Origin of the sequence: Cytobacillus sp. FSL M8-0252, assembly GCF_038007345.1 — a bacterium.
GTDB lineage: Bacteria > Bacillota > Bacilli > Bacillales > Cytobacillaceae > Cytobacillus > Cytobacillus kochii.
In genome coordinates this window covers 396279-415967 of the sequence record NZ_JBBOWZ010000001.1, presented here as the reverse complement: position 1 = coordinate 415967, position 19689 = coordinate 396279, and the positions used below count along the sequence as shown (strand labels likewise).

The window sequence follows — 19689 nt, the reverse complement described above, 5'->3', positions numbered from 1 at the left end:
TCTCTAATTGATGGGGGAAACAAATGAACAAAATAAACGCAGCGGAAGTGATTAATAATAGTAAGTTTAATCGGTTTCATTTCGGCTTACTTGCCTGGAGCTTCCTTATTATTCTCTTTGATGGCTATGATTTAGTTGTTTATGGTACCGCCGTACCAGTTTTAATTGAAGAATGGGGGTTAAGTTCGGTCCAAGCTGGAGCCATGAGTAGTTATGGATTATTAGGGATGATGTTTGGTGCCATCTTTTTTGGTATTCTTGCTGATAAAATGGGAAGAAAAAATGTGATTGCACTTTCACTGATTCTTTTTAGCTTATTTACGTTCCTTTGTGGATTTGCCTCTTCACCTACAACCTTCTCTATTTATCGATTTATTGCCGGTTTAGGTTTAGGTGGAATTATGCCTAACGTTATTGCCTTATTGACAGATTACGCGCCAACGAAAATGAAAAGTATGGCTGTTTCCATTGTATTATGTGGATACTCTTTTGGTGGGATGCTTGCACCGATTCTAGGAATCTTCGTTATGCCTACACTCGGTTGGGAATCAATTTTCTGGTTTGCAGGTCTACCATTATTACTGTTGCCTGTCATATATAAATTTTTACCTGAATCTTCAGCCCATTTAATTAAGAAAAATAAGAAACAAGAGCTATTATCTGTGCTACGTAAAGTAAACCCTGCACAAAAGATGGATGAAAAAACAGAGTTCTTCCTACAAGTCCAAGAGGAAAACAAAGTTCCAGTTGTCGGACTATTCAAAAACAACCGCGGCCTAAGTACCGTCATGTTCTGGATTGCGTTTTTCATGTGCTTATTAATGGTTTACGGCCTAAATACTTGGTTACCGAACTTAATGATTGAAGCGGGTTATGCCTTAAATTCCAGCCTAGCGTTCCTTATTACGCTACAAGGTGGAGCCATTGTTGGGACACTCATTATTGGCTGGCTCTGTGATAAATACGGTTCAAAGAAAATGCTCGTGCCCTTATATGCACTTGGTGCAGTGAGCTTAACATTACTTGGATTTGGTGGCAGTGAATTATTCATTTATTTACTCGTTGCTATAGCTGGTGCTAGTACAATCGGTGCCCAAAACCTTGTACAAGCCTATGTCTCTCAATATTATCCTCCTAATATTCGATCCACAGCATTAGGAATGGCTTCAGGAATAGGGAGATTTGGAGGCATGCTCGGGCCACTTCTCGGCGGATTCTTATTAACGGCCGCTCTCCCTATTCATATGAACTTTATCGCATTTGCAATTCCAGGGTTGATTGCTGCCATTGCCTTAGCTCTCGTCCCAATTAAACGGGCCTATAAGCCTGAAGCTACTGTGGTAAAAGAGAATGAAACGATAAAAGTTGCTAATTAACGAGGATGTAAAGAAAAGAGCCATATATTTTGGCTCTTTTCTTTTGCCTACTTATCTTTGGAAAAAGTTTTCTAATTCCCTTATCACTTCATCAACTTCTTCTATAACGAACGCATGGCCTGCATCTAATTCTCTAAAAATGACATTAACGCCAGCTCTCTTTAAATCCTCTAGTAATGTAGTCGTCATTTCCCTTGTAGTTAAGACATCCTTATTTCCCCACAAAAGAAAAGTCTCTGCTTGAATATTGTTTATTTCTCCTGTTCCCTCAGCTGCATCATTATCAATATCAGTTATATTAAACACATTAGCTGCATGTGCAACATCCATCATATTCCTTTGTTGTATTGCTGCTTCTATATATCCTTCAAACCGTTCTCCTAATGCCTGCCTGCCTTTAACAAACATCAACTGTTCTATCGCTTCGGTAAAAAAAGCAAACTCTTTCATCTTCTGTGCTTCTACTAACCTATTTAACATTGGATCTTTTTCTATTGCTTCTCTTGTTTGATAGCGCTTATTGTTTTCATCATAGGCTGGATATCCACCGGCTGGCATGGAGGCGAGCAAAACCATTTTTTCAACAAGGTTTGGATACATTGCTGCAAATTGCAACGCAATACCACCTCCATTTGACCAACCAATGATTGTTATTTTATTTAAAGAAAAATGATCACAAAATAATTTCAAATCATAAGCGAATGTCTTAAAATCCTCTATTGGCTGATTGTAAGTAGATCGGCCATAACCTCTTAAATCCGGGGCATAGACCGTATACTTTGAAGGTATTTTCTCCAAAAATACGTCCCAATGATTCGCTGAGGCATAATTGCCATGAACGAGAAGTAGAACCTTCTCTCCCCCATCCTTTTTCAGATAATCATACACTTCACCGTTACTTAACCTGCATTCCATTTAAACACCTCTACTTTCTCCTTCAAACCTCTCATACTATTCGATTAAAGCTATCTTTATTCCTTTTTATGTTAAAATATTACATAAACATTCTAATAAAAGGAGAGATTGTATGAACGTTGAACTCACACGTTTTAAGGTTAAAAAAGGAAAAACAAAAGCTGTAGACGAATGGCTACAATTCCTTAATCATCATATGAAAGAAGTACTCCTCACACTTGAAGGAGAAAAAATGTATATTGAAACGATTTTTCGCGAAGTACAAAACGAAGATGAATATCTTTACTGGTATTCTGTACAAGGTAGGGATGGGATTGAAGTGACTGAATCCACACACTGGGTAGATAAAAAACATCTCCAATATTGGCAAGATTGTATAGATGAAACCTACAAACCAGTTAATTTAACTACCGAAGTCGTTATGATCCCAGAGAAAATCAGAGCAAATATGACTTAGCTTAAATAGGCTAAGCACTTTTCACCTTCCGTCCATATAAGAAGAACGAAATGAGTCCTAATACGGTATATAATATAACAGCATTCACCATACTACCTACCTCAAACCAATACGAAACTGGAATTATTATCGCAGCGGATGAACAGATAAAGCCTATGATCATCTGCTTTATTAAGCGCGCGCAAATAATACCTTGGATAATAAAAGCTAGCGGAAAAAGGACATAAATCCCTAATAATAAGATTTTGCTAAACGGAAAAAATGAACATATCCACGTAAATATAAAAATACATATAGAGGGAAATAAAACTCGAAAAAACATCTTCATGTCAGTGTTCATCCCCTTCTTTTTATAGACAATATTATAGCCTTCCACCAAAACCACAATAAAACAAGATAACCGAAAACACTATACAACGCCCATAGTGCACCATCAAAAAGCTCATGAAGGAAAAACTCCCCTTCATTCATTTCTTCACCGCGACCAATAGCATTGAATATAGAAATAAAAGGGATTGTTAGAACAAAAAAGATGACAAATAATGCTGTTTTTCTAATTTGTTTCCTCCATAACATTCTTAACGCCATCATAAATGAAATAAACAAAAAGAGATAATACAATAGCCAAAACCATAACGGTAAACTCACCATAAACATTCCCTCACCCCTCTTGAGTGTAATATTACACCAAAAGAAATTTATTGTAAATAATTTCTTTTTATGTCCTAAATTCACCACTTTTAATTAGGCGCATACACTAAACGATATAACACCTGCCCCAAAATCATGCATAATAAAGTGAGGAAAAGTCATGAGATTCAGCTTTTTATCCCCGGTTTATAATAGTGAACAATGGGTTCGCTCGATGCTTGATAGCATTCCTAAAGAATATGCCGATGAAATCATTGTTTGTGATGACGGATCAACCGATCAAACATTATTGATGTTAAAAGAATATCAACAACAGTACCCTCAACTAAAAATCTTAGAAAATGGGGAAAATCGTGGCGCTAGCTATTCGTATAATCGTTGTATCGAAGCCGCAACTGGAGATTATATTGCCATTATTGATAGCGATGATATTTATTTACCAACCATTCGTGAAGTACTCGCTAAAATAGATGGTGAGTACGACATTTATTATTACAGCATGGTGACAAAGGATGGCCAGCTCTTTCAAGCAACGGAAGAAAATTATCGTGAATGGTGTGGGCAATTTAGGATCATTAAGAGAAGCTGTGTGGGAGAAGCGAGATTTTCTGAAAGACCGGATATGGCGGGGGACTGTGATTTTCATCAAGCGCTCTTAGACCAAAACCCTTCAGTGCACATAACAGGAATTATCGCTTACTGGTATAACTATCCACGAATAAATTCCGAATATTATTTATACTATTTTGGATTAAAGTAAGCCCATTGTGGGAAATGACAGAAAGGTGCGTTCCATACTTATGTTTAAAAATAAAACGCTATTAATTACAGGTGGAACCGGCTCGTTTGGGCATGTGGTGTTAGAACGTTTTTTGCATAGTGAAATAAAAGAAATACGCATCTTTTCTCGTGATGAAAAAAAACAAGATGACATGCAAAAACAGTATGCAGATGGAAGAATCTCTTATATCCTCGGCGATGTTCGGGATATGAGTACTTTATTACCAGCTGTGGACGGGGTTGATTACATTTTTCATGCAGCAGCCTTAAAACAAGTACCCTCATGTGAGTCACATCCGCTAGAGGCGGTGAAAACGAATATTCTTGGCACCGATCATGTATTAAGTGCAGGAATACAAGCAGGGGTAAAGAAAATTGTCTGCCTATCAACGGACAAAGCAGCCTATCCAATTAATGCAATGGGAATGTCTAAAGCTTTAATGGAAAAGACATTTATCGCTAAATCGAGACAAGCTAACGCTCGTGGTACCATTATATGTGGCACAAGATACGGAAATGTCATGGCATCAAGGGGGTCCATCATTCCGCTACTCATAGAACAAGTAAAGGAAGGAAAGCCGCTAACTGTTACGCATCCTTTAATGACCCGTTTTATGATGAGTTTAGATGAGGCTGTCGAACTCGTATTGTACGCTTTTGAGAATGCTTGTAATGGGGATATTATGGTACAAAAATCGCCTGCTGCCTATATTACAGATTTAGCACAAGCGATTAAAGAACTTTTTCACGTTAGCCTTCCTTTAGAATTAATTGGCACACGGCCGGGAGAAAAGCTCTATGAAGTTTTACTAACAAAAGAAGAAGCAGCGAAAGCTATTGATCTTGAAGGCTTCTATCGCATTCCTCGAGATACCAGAATAGAAACTGATACAAACTCTGTAGAAGAATATCACTCCAATAATACTTATCGTCTCTCTGTAGCTGAACTAAAAGAAAAACTACAATCATTATCCTATGTTCAAAAAGAGCTAAAAAAATGGAAAAGGTTAAATTAATATATTTGACCGCTCCCTATTTTTCGTGAGTTGAGCACCTTCATTGACCAAGTTAATAATCGCCAACTCACTTACTATTCTTATATATACTGAATTTATAGGGATATCCTACCAACCCTCTAAAGGAAGGTTGTTGTTTGATGTAGTTTCTGATAAATTAGGATTCAACATGACTAGCATATTGAGGAGTTACATACATGGAAATACAAAAAAGTAGTACGATGATACAATCCTTGCAAATAGGCATTTCTATCATCGAATTAATCTATCAAAAAGATACCCCAATGAAATTCTCAACCATTCAAGAAGAAACCGGTATTACGAAAAGTAATTTATATAAATATTTAAATACACTTACGCAATTGAACATGCTCTATCGTGAAAAAGGGACAAACCTGTATTATCTTGGAAGCAAATTGATTCAATATGGTACAGCCGCCTTTGGTAGTCGTGATATTGCCGATGCAATCACTCCGTATATGCAGGAACTTTCTTCGCTTACTTCCTGCACCGTTTCGTTTTCATTATGGACAAACAACGGACCTATTACGACAAAGATTTGTCATTCGAATGAACCACTTCATATTGGTACACAACTAGGCGGAAGCTTACCACCAACATCTGCCGCAGGGAAGATTTTCTTAAGTTTCTTAAACCCAGTACTGACAAAAGATTGGCTAGGAGACGGGGAAGCGATCGATAACGCAGAATGGCAAATGATTCAACAATCGAAAATCTCCTTCGCTACCGAACCTTTAATTCCATCGATTTCTTCGGCTTCCGTCCCTTTGCTAGACTACCAGAATCAATTACTCGGTGCAGTGACAGTTGTTGGATTTAACGATAAGATGCCTAAGGAAGCATCGGATCCGATGAGCAAGCAACTGCTGAAGTTTCACCTACAAGCATCTTCTATGTTTGGCTATCGATATAAACAAGGAAAAATTGAACAATACTGATTGAACGTTCAATCGACCGTTTTAACATCTAGTAGAATAAAATACTAGTGAGAAAATTAAGTTGTTATTTTAAAAATATCCTTTTCTGCGAATAAATTGGAGTTTAGCTTCGACTTAGTCTCACATTTGCTGATATAAGCTCTTTACTGATTTATCAACCTACAAAATAAGTCCATTTTATTGAAAAAGGCCGCCATAAACAAAGATGACGACCTTTTTTATCTTAGTTCATCGTCAATCCATGATCAACGACTAGATTTTGTCCCGTAATCGCTCTAGCGCCTGGAGAGGCTAAGAAAACAACGGCTTCTGCTACGTCTTCTGGTTTTGTCACACGGCGGATAGCAGAGTTATCAGCCACAATCGCAAATACCTCAGGGGTAGTAACAGCACTTGCATCCGTTGTTTCTAATAATCCACCGGAAACCATATTCACATTAATATCATACTGTCCGAGCTCTTTGGCCATATTGCGTGTAAAGCCAATTAATGCCGCTTTGGCTGTTGTATATTCATGGTAGGCAACGACTGGGTTCTGGTAAAGATTCGTGCCAATACCAATCACACGGGCTTGCTGTGAATCCTTTAGAGCCGGAAGAGCAGATTGAACAACATTTAAGCTTGCTTTTATCGCGCCTTCAAACTGGGTTTGATAGCTAGCCCAAGATAATTCCTCTACTTTCGCCTGTGCCACAGGATCAAATTTAAATTGAACTAATGCATTATTTACAACGATATCCAAGCGACCAAAATGAGCAATTGTGTCTGCTACCATTGCTTTTACTGCTTGATGATCTCTTACATCAGCTTGGATAGCCAATGCACGATCTTGTCCGATTTTTTCAACTACTGCATCTGCTTTTTCTTTATTATTAAAATAATTAACGACTACTTTGTAGCCCTCCTTACCAAACTTTTCAGCAATTGCAGCTCCTAATCCACGACTTGCTCCTGTTACTAACACGACTTCTTCTCTCACGCTATTCCCTCTTTTCAATAGATGTAATTAAAAATGTTCAGGGAAACAAAACAAAAGGCTCCCCGAAAATGGAGAGCCTACCATACATATGCATATAGTTGGAAGATGCTCCCTACGATCGTCTTAACGAACAGGTTCTAAGGGTCAGGTTTTAACCTTCTCAACTCATTTTCTGAGTCCCCCTGCAACAATTTTTAATTATTTTTAGTTTAGCATACAAATAGTTTCCTAGCTATGAATCGAAGTTCATTTCGAAACTGACCATTTGCTTTATGTTTCTCACCATTGTTTTAAACGGGGATTCTTATCTAGAATCGATTCATATTGTTTCTCATTACCGTAGAGGCTATTCGGGTCAAGCAGCTTATATCTCTCATATTTTTCTAATCGATCTTTTTCTTTTGCCCAGCCTAAATGCTTGACTCGTATTGTGGATAAACTGTGGGTAAGTTGGAAGATGTTTTCTGGAAATCTCCCACAATGCTGTGGTGTTTCTTTCCAGACAGGCTGAAAGGTTGATCTAACTCTTGCTAGAAATGGACGGTATAAGAAATGTGCTTGCCAGTATTCATCTTCACGATAATGGTCTTCATCCCACATATCATACAGTCTAAAACAGTACAGGTCGATAGTATCCTGTTTAACAAAGTCATCAATATAATCAATAAAACTCTCCTCAAACCATTCATCTGCGTCAAGATTTAATACCCAACCTAAAAAACCATTCGTTGCTTCTAACCACTGTTGTTTTCTTAGTTCCACTTCATTGGCAAACTGGGAGCTTGCATTCTTGACCAATTTAATTGGCATACCTTTTAGTTCTTGCAAGAAAATCGATATAGTCTGATCAGTACTAGCATCATCTATAATCACAGCTTCATCGATAAATGGCTTTACTTTCTTTAACATCGTTTGTAAATAACGACCTTCTTCATTCTTCACAATCATCGATAAGCGAATTTGATGGCTTTCTGCTTTTTCTGGATAAATAGGTAGTTCGCTATAAGCATACTGACATTTTTCTTTAAATGCGGGTATGCCTGTAAGGTCAGAAGAACGATAAATATGATAAGCTGGCAGATGTGTATGTGTGTCTACATGTAGATCCAGTCCTAATGCCACAGCTCTCACACAAAAATGTCGATCTTCTCCCCAAAAACTGAGATTTTTAATTTTACTAAAATGAATACCTGCTAACAAAGCCTTCCTGCTAATTAGCGTGCACGCACCTAATCCTCCTACTTCATAAACACCTGGAGTTTGTAACTGTTGAATAAAGGCCTCGGTTTGAACGGCCTTTTCTTCGTCTGTTATGGCACCTTCATCCTCAATCTTAAGACATCATCCTTTGTAGCGATATTCAAATCATGCAATAAACTAGTCATTCGTTGATGGGCTTTGTCGTCTATCTGCGTTTGCTTCTCTTGGCCTTTCGCCCTTACCTCCTGCATAAAATCCTTCGCTTCCTGTTTTGTTAACTCTCCTCTTTTCACTAACTCATCCATCATTTCTTGTGCACGCTCTTTCCCTGCTGCTGCTAAACCTAACCCTAACATCATCCCTTGTTTTATTGGGTTTTTCATCTCATTTCCTCCTTTAATAAATGGCAGATTTTCACTAACATTATTTTACCCATTTTCAAGTAGATTAAGCATGAAAAAACATATATCACAAGTTGTTCTAACAGATGGGAAATTCAGAGATAGTTAGAAAATTAATCAAAGAAAATGCAATGCCTCACTTCATTTTTACGCTCATGTCCAACCCTAGAAAGTAGATGAAGAATGGGCAAGTCGGATTAAAGCGGAAGTGTTCACGGAATTTGCGGATGAATGGCGATGTCCGATTTACATACAATTCTATTCGTGATTTTCAAATGAATTGTGTGCATATAATGAGATTTTACGCTTGTCTCATGTCAAGCAGCTTCCCCTTCTTCCATTTACAAATTCACAACCGATTTCTACTCCATTACGAACAAAACAAAAACCCCGTACAATCATATGTACGAGGAATGTTTATGATGCTTGATTGTCTTTTTTTATCATCAGGCAAAAGAAGATAATAAGCGTGAAAGCCGTTAATGCCAAGAAAGGAATGGTGATAAACCCGAACCAATTGATATATTGGCCACTACATGGTACACCGCTTGAACATGGGGTGACCTCAGCGAGTCCAGGCACTTTTTGTACAAGATAATGATAGAGAGAAATACACCAGCCAATAAACGCCATTGGTAGCGCAAATCTTCGCACAGAAATATCTTGATAGAACGTACCGATCCCCAAGATTAAAACGAGTGGATACATGAATATTCTTTGATACCAACAGAGCTCACAAGGAATAAACTGCTTAATTTCACTAAAGTATAGACTACCTAATGTTGCTATGAGTGCAACCACCCAAGAAAAATACAACATGATTTGATTTTTCTTCATTCTTATCCCTCTAACTCTTCTTCAATCAAACGTTTGATTGAATCATAATTAAATGGATCTGTCACCATTTTATCGTTAATCATAATCGTCGGTGTGAGCTGGACTTCATATTCACCTACGAGTGAAGTGTCATGATTAACCGCCTCTATTGTTGCGCTTTTTTTCATTTCTGCCAATAGATCTTCTAGTGGAATTGACGTCGTTTCTGCAACGACTTCCTCTAGCACTTCCGTTGTTAACCAGACAGAATCATGTTGCCCACTCTCTGGCTGCTTATCAAACAAACCTTTATGGAATGCCCAGTATGCATCAGGTTCCAATAGATGAACAGCTTCGGCTGCAACTGAACCTAATTTAGACTCATCGCCATGGAAGAGCACATTGATATAAGAGAAATTCACTTGATTCGTGTCTACATAATCTTCCACTAATTGCGGATAAATAGTCTCACCCCATTGTTTACACGCTGGACATTTAAAGTCGCCAAATTCTACGATTTGTACAGGTGATTCCGCCTTGCCTAAAACAGGCTGTCCTTCAATAGGGGGTGCATTTTCAAAAGATGTATACTCATCCTTTTCATTTCCTTGATTGTTTATGAACACCATGATAACAACTGCGATAACGACAATAATCGTAATAAAAAATAATAACTTCATCGGTTGGAATTGATTTTTATTTGTGCCCATACTGCTCTCCTTTATGTAGATGTATCACTTTTAAGAATAATATATCCTTATGCAGAAAGTAAGGAATTTCCGTGAAGTCAATATGAAGTTCGATTGACTTGCTTACTCCAAGCATCAAAAGGGAGCTGTGATTGATTTAGTGTCAATTGTACAAACGGAAGACCTCTATCTTTCGGGTCTATGCCAATCTCTTGGTAAATAAAATCATCATCAAAAAGCGCTTTTGCTGCATCTTTCCGATCGGCTGCGTAATACACATTTTCCAAACGCGCCCAGTAAATCGCACCTAAACACATGGGACAAGGCTCACAGCTTGTATAAAGAATACAGCCTGTTAATGTGAAAGATTGTAACTTCGTACATGCTTCCCTAATAGCCATTACTTCCGCATGCGCCGTTGGGTCATGAAGAGCTGTTACCCTATTCACACCTTTGGCAATCACCTTCCCGTCCTTTACAATGACTGCTCCGAAAGGTCCTCCTGCATTTCCTACGTTTTCTACTGCTAGATGTACTGCCTCTGTTAAAAATTGTTCATGATTACTCATCTCGTCCCTCCCATTTATTTAGGCTTTTTGTTTAATACCATGAGATTCTAACAGGATTTGCAACTGTTCATAAGCCTCTGTTGAAGTAACTAGTAAACTAACCTGACTCGAACGACCTGAATGAAGCTTCATCTCAAAACCATCATTTACTTTTTTATCAAAACCAAAATGACGGTTATTAATATCAATAGACTGAACTTCATAAGAATCAATTTTATGCCAAGGGATATACTTTAGCCCTTTAACAATCCCTTTTTGAAGAAAAACTAATTGGTTAAACAGAAACTCCATTTGAAAAAGAGGTACAAGTAACAGCAGATAATTCGAAACATCTAACTGATCGGAAAAAACAATAAACATGATCGCGATAAACACCATACATGTGATAAAAATATAAGTAAAGATACTGCCCTTCTGACTAGCTACCTTTGGCTCTGCTATCGGCCTTTGCGGCTCAATACGAATGTCCTCTAATACTTCATCTGGCAATGGGAATACCTTATTTTTCTTAATCTTAAAGAAAACATTAAATAAGCGATAATAATAAAAAAGTAATAACATAAGCAGTAAAATAGCAAATAACCATTTCATTCTATTCACCCCCTCTATTGTTTACGATTATTCGCTTCAAACGTTTCGTGAAAACTAAAAATTAAGATAATTAAGTAAAGGCAGTTAATAGAATCGCCAGTCCGTTAAAAACGCTATGGATAATCATCGCAGGATAGATGGAGCCTGTTTTCTCATAAGTCCAAGCGAAGATAAGTCCACTGAAAAAATTAACTGGTAATGTGTTATAAGTCGGTAAATGTACCACCGTAAAAATCGTAGAACTAATGAGCATACTCAGTCCAATATTACATTTAGTCCTAAACCATTTGTAAATAAAGCCACGATACAAAATTTCTTCATAAATGGGTGACACAATGGCCGCAGATATAAATGCAATGAGAATCGTAAAACCATTCAGTTCTGCTGTTAATGAAGCGGTTTTCTTATTTTCTACGCCAACACCAAATAAATCCATAAGAATAACAAGCAATCCACTGCCCACTATTAGAAAAAAAGTCCATCCGATAATCGGTAGCCAATAGCTCTTAGCAAACGACTTCAAGCCAAGCGACTGCCAATTCAATCCATATGATTTAATCGTAATATAATAAAGAGCCACTGTAAAGGCAATTGCCATGATTAACCCTGTCAAAGTCCCCGCATATAAATCATTTTGAAATAACCGCTGCAATAGGTCTTGTGCCCAATTTTCAATGAATATCGGCACTATGATGAAGACAAACATCAGAATAAGTAAAAACGTTTGTATTGACCAGTGTGATTCTTTTGAAAATAAGGTATTCACTCCATTTACCCCCAATTTATTTGATATATTAAGAGTACCTGGTTACGTTACGTCATCTTCAAGTTCAAAGGAGAGAAAAGATGGATTATTTTTCGACGGGTAAAATTGCTAAAGATTGGTCCATTTCTGTTAGAACTTTACGATATTATGATGAAATTCAATTAGTCACACCTACTTATAAAGATGATTATGGCAAACGTTTCTATACACAACTAGACTTACTTCGTCTGCAAAAAGTATTGCTATTAAAGAAAGCGAATATGTCGTTAGAAGATATACAAAAGCTCATTGACGAGACGACTGTATCATCAGTGCTAGATATCCACCTTCAAACATTGAAATCGTCAATTGACGATATCGTACAAGCACAAAAATATACACAAACTTTAAGGAACAGTGTAGATTTAGAAGGAGAGATTGGTTGGGAACAACTTCTTCCCTTAACGTTAAAAGAGAGTGAGGATCATACACCGCTAACAAAGGAATGGGAGACATCACTTCCCAAATTAGAGAATGATGATGGTCAAATTAAGAAATGGATGAATATTATTAAGCGCATAGAACTTTGTTTAAAAAACGGAGAAGCGCCTTCTTCTGACGTTGCCCAATTAATTGCGAGTGATGTGGAAATTTACTCAATGGAAATGTTCAACGGTAATCAAGCACTCTCTGAACAATTTTGGGAAGCACGAAGATCAAAAGAGCAATCAAAATCATTAAACTTATATCCTATTAAGCAAGAAGTTATCGAGTTTCTCGAGTCAGCCCTTACCTATATGAACAATAAAAGCTGACTCAATTATATTTAACCTGTCATGATATCTTCACTCGGATATCTTATCTTCTCTTGTCTTGGTTTGGCTAGAGAAAAGGCAAATGTTAAAGGCCCAATTTTTCCGAGAAACATAATAAATACTATAATAATCTTACCAATGTTAGATAGATCAGCCGTAATCCCCATAGAAAGCCCAACAGTCCCAAAAGCTGAGACCGTTTCAAATAATAATTTTAAAAACGGCTCTGGTTCTGTAATATTGAGAATAAACACAGCTAAGAAGATAAATAAGAAACTAATCATAGAAATGGCCAATGATCTAAATATGATGGTTTCTTTAATTGCTCTATTAGCAATGGTAATTTGCTGCTTTTGCTTTAAAAAACTGATAACTGATAATACGATGACTAAAAAAGTTGTTAACTTAATTCCACCACCAGTAGAGCCGCTACCCGCACCAACAAACATGAGAAGTAGCATGAAAGTAATGGTTGCTTCATGCATATTACCTATATCGATTGTATTGAACCCTGCCGTCCTCGGTGATGTCGCTTGAAAGTAAGCTGCCCAAAGTTTATCACTCATTTCAGACATAGCGCCTAATGTATGTGGATTATGGAACTCCATCACGAATATAACTAACATCGCAAAAGCATTGATAACTACAGTGCCGACAATCATCAGTTTTGAATGTAAGCTCAGTTTCTTAAATTTACGTTTATACCAAATATCCGCTAAAACAGTGAAACCAATACCGCCAAGAATGAACAAAGATGAAATAACAATATTAATAATAGGGTCCCCCACATATCCCATTAAATTATCAGGAAACAGCGATAAGCCAGCATTATTGAAAGCGGAAATGGAGTGAAAGAAGCTGAGGTACATACCCCTTCCCCAACCAAATTCAGGGACCCAAGTAATGGCTAAAAAACACATAGCAATTAATTCAATCGTGAAGGAATAAATGAATAAACTTTTTACTAATTTAATGATTCCACCAATAGATGTATGGTTTAATGACTGTTGAACTAATAACCGCTCCCTAAACCCTATCCTTTTACCAAGGAGCATAAAAATTAACACTGCAAATGACATGATCCCTAATCCACCAATTTGTATTAATGCAAGGATGACTAATTGCCCAAATAGTGTATAGACCGTACCAGTATCTACAACAGCTAACCCTGTTACCGTCATGGATGAAGTTGCTGTAAATAATGCATCTGTCCAAGTAACCTGTGTTGTCGTTGCAAATGGAAGTTTTAAAAAAATCGTCCCTAATATAATGAAAAACAAGAACACTAACAATAACAACTGAGATGGATTTAACCGAACGATTGCGTTGTTCATCTTTCTATGCTCCTTCTTTTTCAAAGCGTATAATGACTCTTTTTTTACCCACTACTATTAAAATATCATTCATCTGAATTGGTCCTTCTTCACTTGGAGAAACGGTAAAGTTCTGTTCTCGCCTGAATACCGACAATATGACAATTAAACCGCTTAGCAATTCGTAAATCTTTTAATTTACGCCCCCAAAATTTCTTTCCTACAAGCATTTCAGCGATGGTGTAATCATGAGCAAATTCAAAAAAATCAACCATTGAAAGTGTGACAATATTTCCTGCAACTCTTATAGTCATATCTCTCTTAATGAATGACTCGGTCAACACCTATCCTTTCTAACACTTTCTCATGAAAATTGTTATGCGCTTTTACCCCCATACCCTTCAGAAGAAAGGCTGTTAAAATCCTTCATTGCACATCTTCTCCAAACGAAATAAAAACATGATTCACCCCTTCTTACCTTAACGTGTGCTCATCTAGTGAATGTAAACAGCAACATTTGTAGAGAGGTCGCGATGTTTAATTACTTTCATTTCATCCTTATCTACTGCTAAAACTTCAACATTCATCTCTTTTAGTTCTTGTAGCATCGTTGCTCAAAATGCCCCAAACCAGACAAAGCAAAGGTTTTCTTTATAGGCTATCCCATCCTTACTATCGACTTGTGAGTACTTCAATGAGAAAAAAGGAACAGCAAAAAGACCACAGAGGGATCCCCCGTGGTCACGTTATTTGATCACAAGTTACCATCTTTTCTTAACGCTTACGAAGTTAGCTGTCGGATTAGGGTCAAGAATAACCCTTCCTTTTTACATTCTTTAAAGGATTCACCCCAAGTAGATTACCTCTACAAAAGTGGTTCCTCCGCTCCAATTAAGGATTCAGCGATTGAGATGATATTTAATTGATGAAGTTATATTACTCCCCTTTTTGTTATCTGTAAAGATAAAATAAAAAATGTTTACCAAACCATCCATTTACCTACATTAAATGAAGAGCCATGTTAACGAATAAAGATGTTTCAGTTTTACTTAACAATCCTTCTATAAGTCGAAAGTCATAGAAGGTAAGACTATGCCATAATGAAAATGTGAAAATAACTTTTTATAAAGAGGGGATTACAATGGGATTCAAACATATCACAGTTGCAGGTAGTGGGGTACTTGGCAGTCAGATTGCTTACCAAACAGCGTATAGTGGATTTCAAGTAAGTGTGTATGACATTTCTGAGGAAGCACTAGCAACAGCAAAAGGTAGAATATTGAAGCTGAAGGAAAGCTATAAAAATGATTTACAGGCAACCGATGAACAAGTCGATGCGGCATTCGAACGGATGTCTTTTTATACTGATTTATCTAAAGCTGTCGAGCAAGCTGATTTAGTGATTGAAGCTGTTCCAGAAGTGGTTAGCATTAAAGAAGACTTTTATACAAAATTAAGTGCAGTCGCACCGAAAGAAACAATCTTTGCAACGAATTCATCCACATTACTTCCTAGCCAATTTGTAGCTTTCACAGGGAGACCGTCACAATTTCTAGCATTGCATTTTGCAAATGAAATTTGGAAAAACAATACGGCTGAAGTAATGAAACACCCCGGTACAGACATGAATGTTTTTAACCAAATCGTTGAATTTGCAAGAGAAATAGGGATGGTCCCTCTACAATTGCATAAAGAACAACCAGGGTATATCTTAAATTCCTTACTCGTTCCATTATTAGAGGCAGGACAAATGTTATTAGTGAATGAAGTAGCTGACCCAGAAACCATTGATAAAACATGGATGATTGGCACTGGTGCTCCACTAGGCCCGTTCGCTATACTTGATGTCGTTGGAATCCGCACAGCTTACAATATCTCACAAGCAAAAGCCGATGCAACCGGCAATGAAGCCTTTAAAAATTAGCTCACCTATTAAAAACGGAGTATATAGATAAAGGTAAACTCGGACGAGAAACAGGAGAAGGCTTCTATAACTATCCGAATCCAAGTTTTGCTGATCCTGAGTTTCTGAAAAGGTAACGAGGGCGCAATTGAAAAATTGATATCCTTAGAACCTTAGTATATTTTAGGGCGTCTAAAAAGTCGGCAATGAGACTTTCTGGATGCCCTTACTATTGTAAATGTTTTGCCCACTTTGTATATTTGGTGGAACTTGTGGTCGCATTTCCGCTTTACCAACACTTCTTCTCGCTTTTCATCCTGCTTGTATTCGTATTTACTATTTGCAGGCACAAACTCGTCACTATTAATCCCAGTTGAGTTGGTTCGGGTTTGTGGAAAAACCCTTCCTCTTCTTCTCCACCTTTACACTTGCCAACACATTTTTTGTTAGTTAAATTCTATTAATGCGTGTACTACTTGAGAGTTAACCACATCTTCAGAAAAACATTTCTGCAATGCGTTCATAAGATTGGCGTTGATCAGCAAAATGATAGGTGTTATTTAATAATAACCAGTGGTCACATTCATAAAGTTCCCTCCATTTGCAGAGCTCTTCTTTTACTTTTGCTGGCCCACCGATAATCATTCTTTTTCTATTCAATGCGATTCTTTTTTTATCTTCTGTTGTTAACCGCATTGCTTTTGCTTCCTCAAGTGTCGGAATCCGACTATCAATTCCTTTTTCCGTCCTTAATAACCATATATCTTGTGTAATGGCCATTTCCTCTGCGTCTTCATCTGTCGCACCACAAATGACAAATACAGCAGTAATCGCTTTCGGATTTACTAAAAAGCCCGGCTGAAAATACTCCCGATATTGTTTGTGGGCCTGCACGCCTCTTCCAGATTGAATAAAGTGACCAAAGACATAACCAATTCCAAGCTCTGCTGCTAGCTGGGCACTATTCTCCCCAAGACCCAGACTATAAAGCTGCGGCGATACCCTCGGCCTAGGTGTCGCTTGCACCGACTGATCCCCTGCGAAATAATGCAGCATTTGTTTTATCTTTTCAGGATAAATGCCCGTTTCATTCTTCACACCATTAGCTAAGGCTTTACGAATTCGTTCCGGTCCCCCTGGTGAACGTCCTACACCTGCCTCAATCCTACCTGGAAAAATTGATTGAAGTTGTAGCATTTGTGTAGCCACTTTATACGGACTATACTGAGACAATAAAATCCCGCCACTGCCTACATGAATGGTCTTTGTTTTTGCCGCTGCTGTTGCCATTAGGATTTCAGGTGCACTAGAAGTCATCCCTTTTGTCCCGTGGTGCTCAGCAAACCAATAACGCTCATATCCCCATTCTTCTGCCATCTGTACTTTATGGATTGTTTCTTCTACCGTTTCCTCAACTGACAAGTGACGTGGTCTCGGCATTTGATCAAGAATTCCTAAATGCATGCTTCATACCCTTTCTAAACGATCGTTTTAATAAAGAAAAGTATACCAGTCTGTTGACCAACTTCAAACGGAGTTGCTTGAATAATCGACTCCAAATAGGCATGCATCTATCTAATCTTTTCCAATCCATAAAAAAAACCAGCTGATAGCTGGTTTATTCGACTTCCACTATATCAGGACTGATTTCTAACCTCTCAGCAATTTCTTTCTTAATATCATCAGCTGAATTGAATTCAAAATCATAAAAGTGGTCCCATTCTTTCGCTGGCTCATAATCATTTAGAAGCTCCATATTTTTCCCGTAAAACAAAACGGTATCGACTCTTAATAAAGCGTCTGCTGCTTCCTTCTGATCATTATCGTCTGTAAAATATTCTTCCATCTCATCCTGTAATACGACTTTCACAGCTGTTAATTCTGCCATTTTATATCGCCTCCATCTCTTACGTATTAATTACCTCGTAACAGATTATTTTAAACGGAGGTTATGCTGAGAATTTTAGACATGCTTGGCAATCGCTTCCCCAAGTTCTGAAGAAGCTCGGTGAAAATATGACAATACCACTTCTTTTATATCTTGATCAATCCCTTTTAAATCTGCAGCAATATTATCGACTAAATGTTCTTTCTCTTGTGGACTTAAAGCGTGATAAAATTCTCCAGCCTGCGCATAATCATTTTGTTTTATTAAATCACTTCTTTGTAATTTCCCTTCAACAAATCGGCCATCTCCACTTGTCACCTGGTTGGCAGGTGTCCAATCTGCTTGGCCATTTACTGGCAACTTCCTAAACCCAGGTCCGATTCTTCTTCTTTGTGAATCGCTATAAATATTCGCTCGACCTTGAAGCATCTTATCATCGGATAACTCCGCTCCCTCTAACAGGTTAACAGGTGAAAAAGAGACCTTCTCTACTTCTTCCATATAATTTTTGGGGTTTCTATTTAAAACCATTCGACCAACTGGTACCAATGGATACTGTCTTTCATCCCACACTTTCGTATCATCAAGCGGATCATACGATAATTTCCCCTCATCCATGGGATCCATTAATTGAACGTATAATCCGTACTCTACTGTTTTGCCAGATGCAATGGTATCAAAAAGATCTTTCCCAGCATAATCTGGATTCTCACCGGCTAGTTTGCCCGCTTCCTGCCTCGTAATATATTCAATACCTGCAAACGGATACCAATGATATTTCACATATTTCCTTTCTCCCTTCGCATTACGCCAGACAAATGTATTCACACTATGTCCTGGGATATGACGCAAACTTTTCACTGTTCCAGCATCTGAATATAGATGGACAACAAAATTTAACGACTCTGGTGCTCGTGCTACAAAGCTCCAGAAGCGATTGGGATCAATTAAATTATTGACTGGAGATGGTAAAAACGCTTTAATCGCCTCAGGGAAACGAATCGTATCACGCACAGAGAAAACAGGAATATGATTACAAATTAAATCAAATATCCCCTCTTCTGTATAAAACTTAGTTGCAAACCCTCTTACATTCCTTGATGTATCAGGTGTTCCTTTCGTACTCACTGCTAATGAAAACCGCACCATTACAGGTACTTGTTGACCAGGACGCTGTAGGAAACTAAGCTGTGTATGTTCTTTCATTGAATGCACCGTTTGAAAATAGCCAAAAGCACCGAATCCTTTGACATGAACAGGTCGTTCAATGATTTTCTCATGGATAAATTCTTGCAGTGTTTCATGTTCTACACTATCCTGTTTTAAGATAGGTCCTCTTTTGCCAACAGTTTGTGAATGAAGCTTTGCAGGTTCGTCCCCTTTCCATTTATTTATATCCCTCTCTTCCACTTTTTCTTGCGCTTGACTTCCTCGACTATTGAAATGAATCTTTGCTTGTCGCTCGTGTTTTTCGTTGTTTTCGTCCATAATTCCCTCCATATTCTTCTATGTCTTCCTGTTAATTTAATATGAAGGACAACTTCGTTTTATGTTACTTTCTATAACAACTTTCTTAGAATTCTATCGAAGCATACAAGCTGATCATTACAACGAAGATTAAAAAAA

Annotated in this window: 22 protein-coding genes, 1 pseudogene and 2 riboswitches; of the genes and pseudogenes, 7 read left to right on the top strand and 16 right to left on the bottom strand. The window is 37.7% G+C overall.

Features of this window, described 5'->3' with window-relative positions:
- Window positions 1-23: 23 nt before the first annotated feature.
- The gene (locus MKX83_RS02175; protein ID WP_095370919.1) at window positions 24-1376 is read left to right on the top strand and encodes an MFS transporter; all 1353 of its coding nucleotides are present in this window, start codon (window positions 24-26) and stop codon (window positions 1374-1376) included.
- Window positions 1377-1427: 51 nt separating this feature from the next.
- On the opposite strand, the gene phaZ is transcribed toward MKX83_RS02175, so the two are convergent.
- On the bottom strand, window positions 1428-2291 hold the full coding sequence (gene phaZ / locus MKX83_RS02170; protein WP_095370920.1) for an intracellular short-chain-length polyhydroxyalkanoate depolymerase: 864 nt from the start codon (window positions 2289-2291) through the stop codon (window positions 1428-1430).
- Window positions 2292-2403: 112 nt separating this feature from the next.
- Here phaZ and MKX83_RS02165 point away from each other — a divergent pair, with 112 nt between their 5' ends.
- Window positions 2404-2748, top strand: a complete 345-nt coding sequence (locus MKX83_RS02165; RefSeq protein ID WP_095370921.1) for a DUF6176 family protein — start codon at window positions 2404-2406, stop codon at window positions 2746-2748.
- Window positions 2749-3084: 336 nt separating this feature from the next.
- Here the strand turns inward: MKX83_RS02165 and MKX83_RS02160 are convergent, their stop codons facing one another.
- On the bottom strand, window positions 3085-3405 hold the full coding sequence (locus tag MKX83_RS02160; RefSeq protein WP_095370923.1) for a hypothetical protein: 321 nt from the start codon (window positions 3403-3405) through the stop codon (window positions 3085-3087).
- Between the two features lie 154 nt (window positions 3406-3559).
- Here MKX83_RS02160 and MKX83_RS02155 point away from each other — a divergent pair, with 154 nt between their 5' ends.
- The 3 genes from MKX83_RS02155 (at window position 3560) to MKX83_RS02145 (ending at window position 6154) form a co-directional block, all read left to right on the top strand.
- Window positions 3560-4159, top strand: a complete 600-nt coding sequence (locus tag MKX83_RS02155; protein WP_341053835.1) for a glycosyltransferase family 2 protein — start codon at window positions 3560-3562, stop codon at window positions 4157-4159.
- 40 nt (window positions 4160-4199) lie between these two features.
- Complete coding sequence (locus tag MKX83_RS02150) at window positions 4200-5195, top strand: polysaccharide biosynthesis protein (protein WP_095370925.1); 996 nt, start codon at window positions 4200-4202, stop codon at window positions 5193-5195.
- Between the two features lie 197 nt (window positions 5196-5392).
- Window positions 5393-6154, top strand: coding sequence for an IclR family transcriptional regulator (locus MKX83_RS02145; protein ID WP_095370926.1), 762 nt, complete (start codon window positions 5393-5395; stop codon window positions 6152-6154).
- A gap of 223 nt (window positions 6155-6377) precedes the next feature.
- Here MKX83_RS02145 and MKX83_RS02140 read toward each other — a convergent pair whose 3' ends face one another.
- The 8 genes from MKX83_RS02140 to MKX83_RS02105 form a co-directional block, all read right to left on the bottom strand.
- Window positions 6378-7133: a 3-oxoacyl-ACP reductase gene (locus MKX83_RS02140; RefSeq protein ID WP_095370927.1), complete on the bottom strand. Its 756-nt coding sequence runs from the start codon at window positions 7131-7133 to the stop codon at window positions 6378-6380.
- 92 nt (window positions 7134-7225) lie between these two features.
- Window positions 7226-7327, bottom strand: a riboswitch (TPP riboswitch).
- Window positions 7328-7412: 85 nt separating this feature from the next.
- Window positions 7413-8333 (bottom strand): glycosyltransferase, encoded by a 921-nt coding sequence (locus tag MKX83_RS02135; protein WP_341053833.1) that lies wholly within the window; start codon window positions 8331-8333, stop codon window positions 7413-7415.
- Between the two features lie 110 nt (window positions 8334-8443).
- Window positions 8444-8716: a phasin family protein gene (locus MKX83_RS02130; RefSeq protein ID WP_341053832.1), complete on the bottom strand. Its 273-nt coding sequence runs from the start codon at window positions 8714-8716 to the stop codon at window positions 8444-8446.
- A 435-nt stretch (window positions 8717-9151) separates the two neighbouring features.
- Window positions 9152-9571 carry a disulfide oxidoreductase gene (locus MKX83_RS02125; protein WP_340977437.1) on the bottom strand — a complete coding sequence of 140 codons (420 nt, stop codon included), beginning with the start codon at window positions 9569-9571 and terminating at the stop codon, window positions 9152-9154.
- Between the two features lie 2 nt (window positions 9572-9573).
- The gene (locus MKX83_RS02120; protein ID WP_307315597.1) at window positions 9574-10260 is read right to left on the bottom strand and encodes a DsbA family protein; all 687 of its coding nucleotides are present in this window, start codon (window positions 10258-10260) and stop codon (window positions 9574-9576) included.
- A 77-nt stretch (window positions 10261-10337) separates the two neighbouring features.
- On the bottom strand, window positions 10338-10808 hold the full coding sequence (locus MKX83_RS02115) for a nucleoside deaminase (RefSeq protein WP_307315599.1): 471 nt from the start codon (window positions 10806-10808) through the stop codon (window positions 10338-10340).
- Between the two features lie 18 nt (window positions 10809-10826).
- Window positions 10827-11399: a hypothetical protein gene (locus MKX83_RS02110; protein WP_307315601.1), complete on the bottom strand. Its 573-nt coding sequence runs from the start codon at window positions 11397-11399 to the stop codon at window positions 10827-10829.
- A gap of 70 nt (window positions 11400-11469) precedes the next feature.
- Window positions 11470-12165, bottom strand: a complete 696-nt coding sequence (locus MKX83_RS02105) for a CPBP family intramembrane glutamic endopeptidase (RefSeq protein ID WP_341053830.1) — start codon at window positions 12163-12165, stop codon at window positions 11470-11472.
- An 80-nt stretch (window positions 12166-12245) separates the two neighbouring features.
- On the opposite strand from MKX83_RS02105, the gene MKX83_RS02100 reads away from it, so the two are divergent.
- Window positions 12246-12959 (top strand): MerR family transcriptional regulator, encoded by a 714-nt coding sequence (locus tag MKX83_RS02100; protein ID WP_307315604.1) that lies wholly within the window; start codon window positions 12246-12248, stop codon window positions 12957-12959.
- An 11-nt stretch (window positions 12960-12970) separates the two neighbouring features.
- On the opposite strand, the gene MKX83_RS02095 is transcribed toward MKX83_RS02100, so the two are convergent.
- The 3 genes from MKX83_RS02095 to MKX83_RS02090 are packed head-to-tail and all read right to left on the bottom strand — an operon-like array spanning window position 12971 to window position 14613.
- The gene (locus MKX83_RS02095; RefSeq protein ID WP_416337105.1) at window positions 12971-14317 is read right to left on the bottom strand and encodes a TrkH family potassium uptake protein; all 1347 of its coding nucleotides are present in this window, start codon (window positions 14315-14317) and stop codon (window positions 12971-12973) included.
- Entirely contained in the window at window positions 14298-14429 is a 132-nt protein-coding gene (locus MKX83_RS24565; RefSeq protein WP_416337107.1) for a hypothetical protein, read from the bottom strand. Before MKX83_RS24565 ends, MKX83_RS02095 begins: the two co-directional genes overlap by 20 nt.
- A complete protein-coding gene (locus MKX83_RS02090) occupies window positions 14383-14613 on the bottom strand; it encodes a hypothetical protein (protein WP_322910286.1) in 231 nt (76 codons plus the stop codon). The genes MKX83_RS24565 and MKX83_RS02090 overlap by 47 nt, the downstream gene beginning before the upstream one ends.
- A 422-nt stretch (window positions 14614-15035) precedes the next feature.
- Window positions 15036-15187, bottom strand: a riboswitch (cyclic di-AMP (ydaO/yuaA leader).
- Window positions 15188-15413: 226 nt separating this feature from the next.
- Here MKX83_RS02090 and MKX83_RS02085 point away from each other — a divergent pair.
- Window positions 15414-16312: pseudogene (locus MKX83_RS02085) on the top strand (3-hydroxyacyl-CoA dehydrogenase).
- 358 nt (window positions 16313-16670) lie between these two features.
- Here the strand turns inward: MKX83_RS02085 and MKX83_RS02080 are convergent.
- The 3 genes from MKX83_RS02080 to MKX83_RS02070 form a co-directional block, all read right to left on the bottom strand.
- The gene (locus MKX83_RS02080; protein ID WP_341053828.1) at window positions 16671-17639 is read right to left on the bottom strand and encodes an LLM class flavin-dependent oxidoreductase; all 969 of its coding nucleotides are present in this window, start codon (window positions 17637-17639) and stop codon (window positions 16671-16673) included.
- Window positions 17640-17793: 154 nt separating this feature from the next.
- Entirely contained in the window at window positions 17794-18063 is a 270-nt protein-coding gene (locus MKX83_RS02075) for a hypothetical protein (RefSeq protein WP_095370940.1), read from the bottom strand.
- A 75-nt stretch (window positions 18064-18138) separates the two neighbouring features.
- The gene (locus tag MKX83_RS02070; protein ID WP_341053826.1) at window positions 18139-19551 is read right to left on the bottom strand and encodes a catalase; all 1413 of its coding nucleotides are present in this window, start codon (window positions 19549-19551) and stop codon (window positions 18139-18141) included.
- Window positions 19552-19689 lie beyond the last annotated feature (138 nt).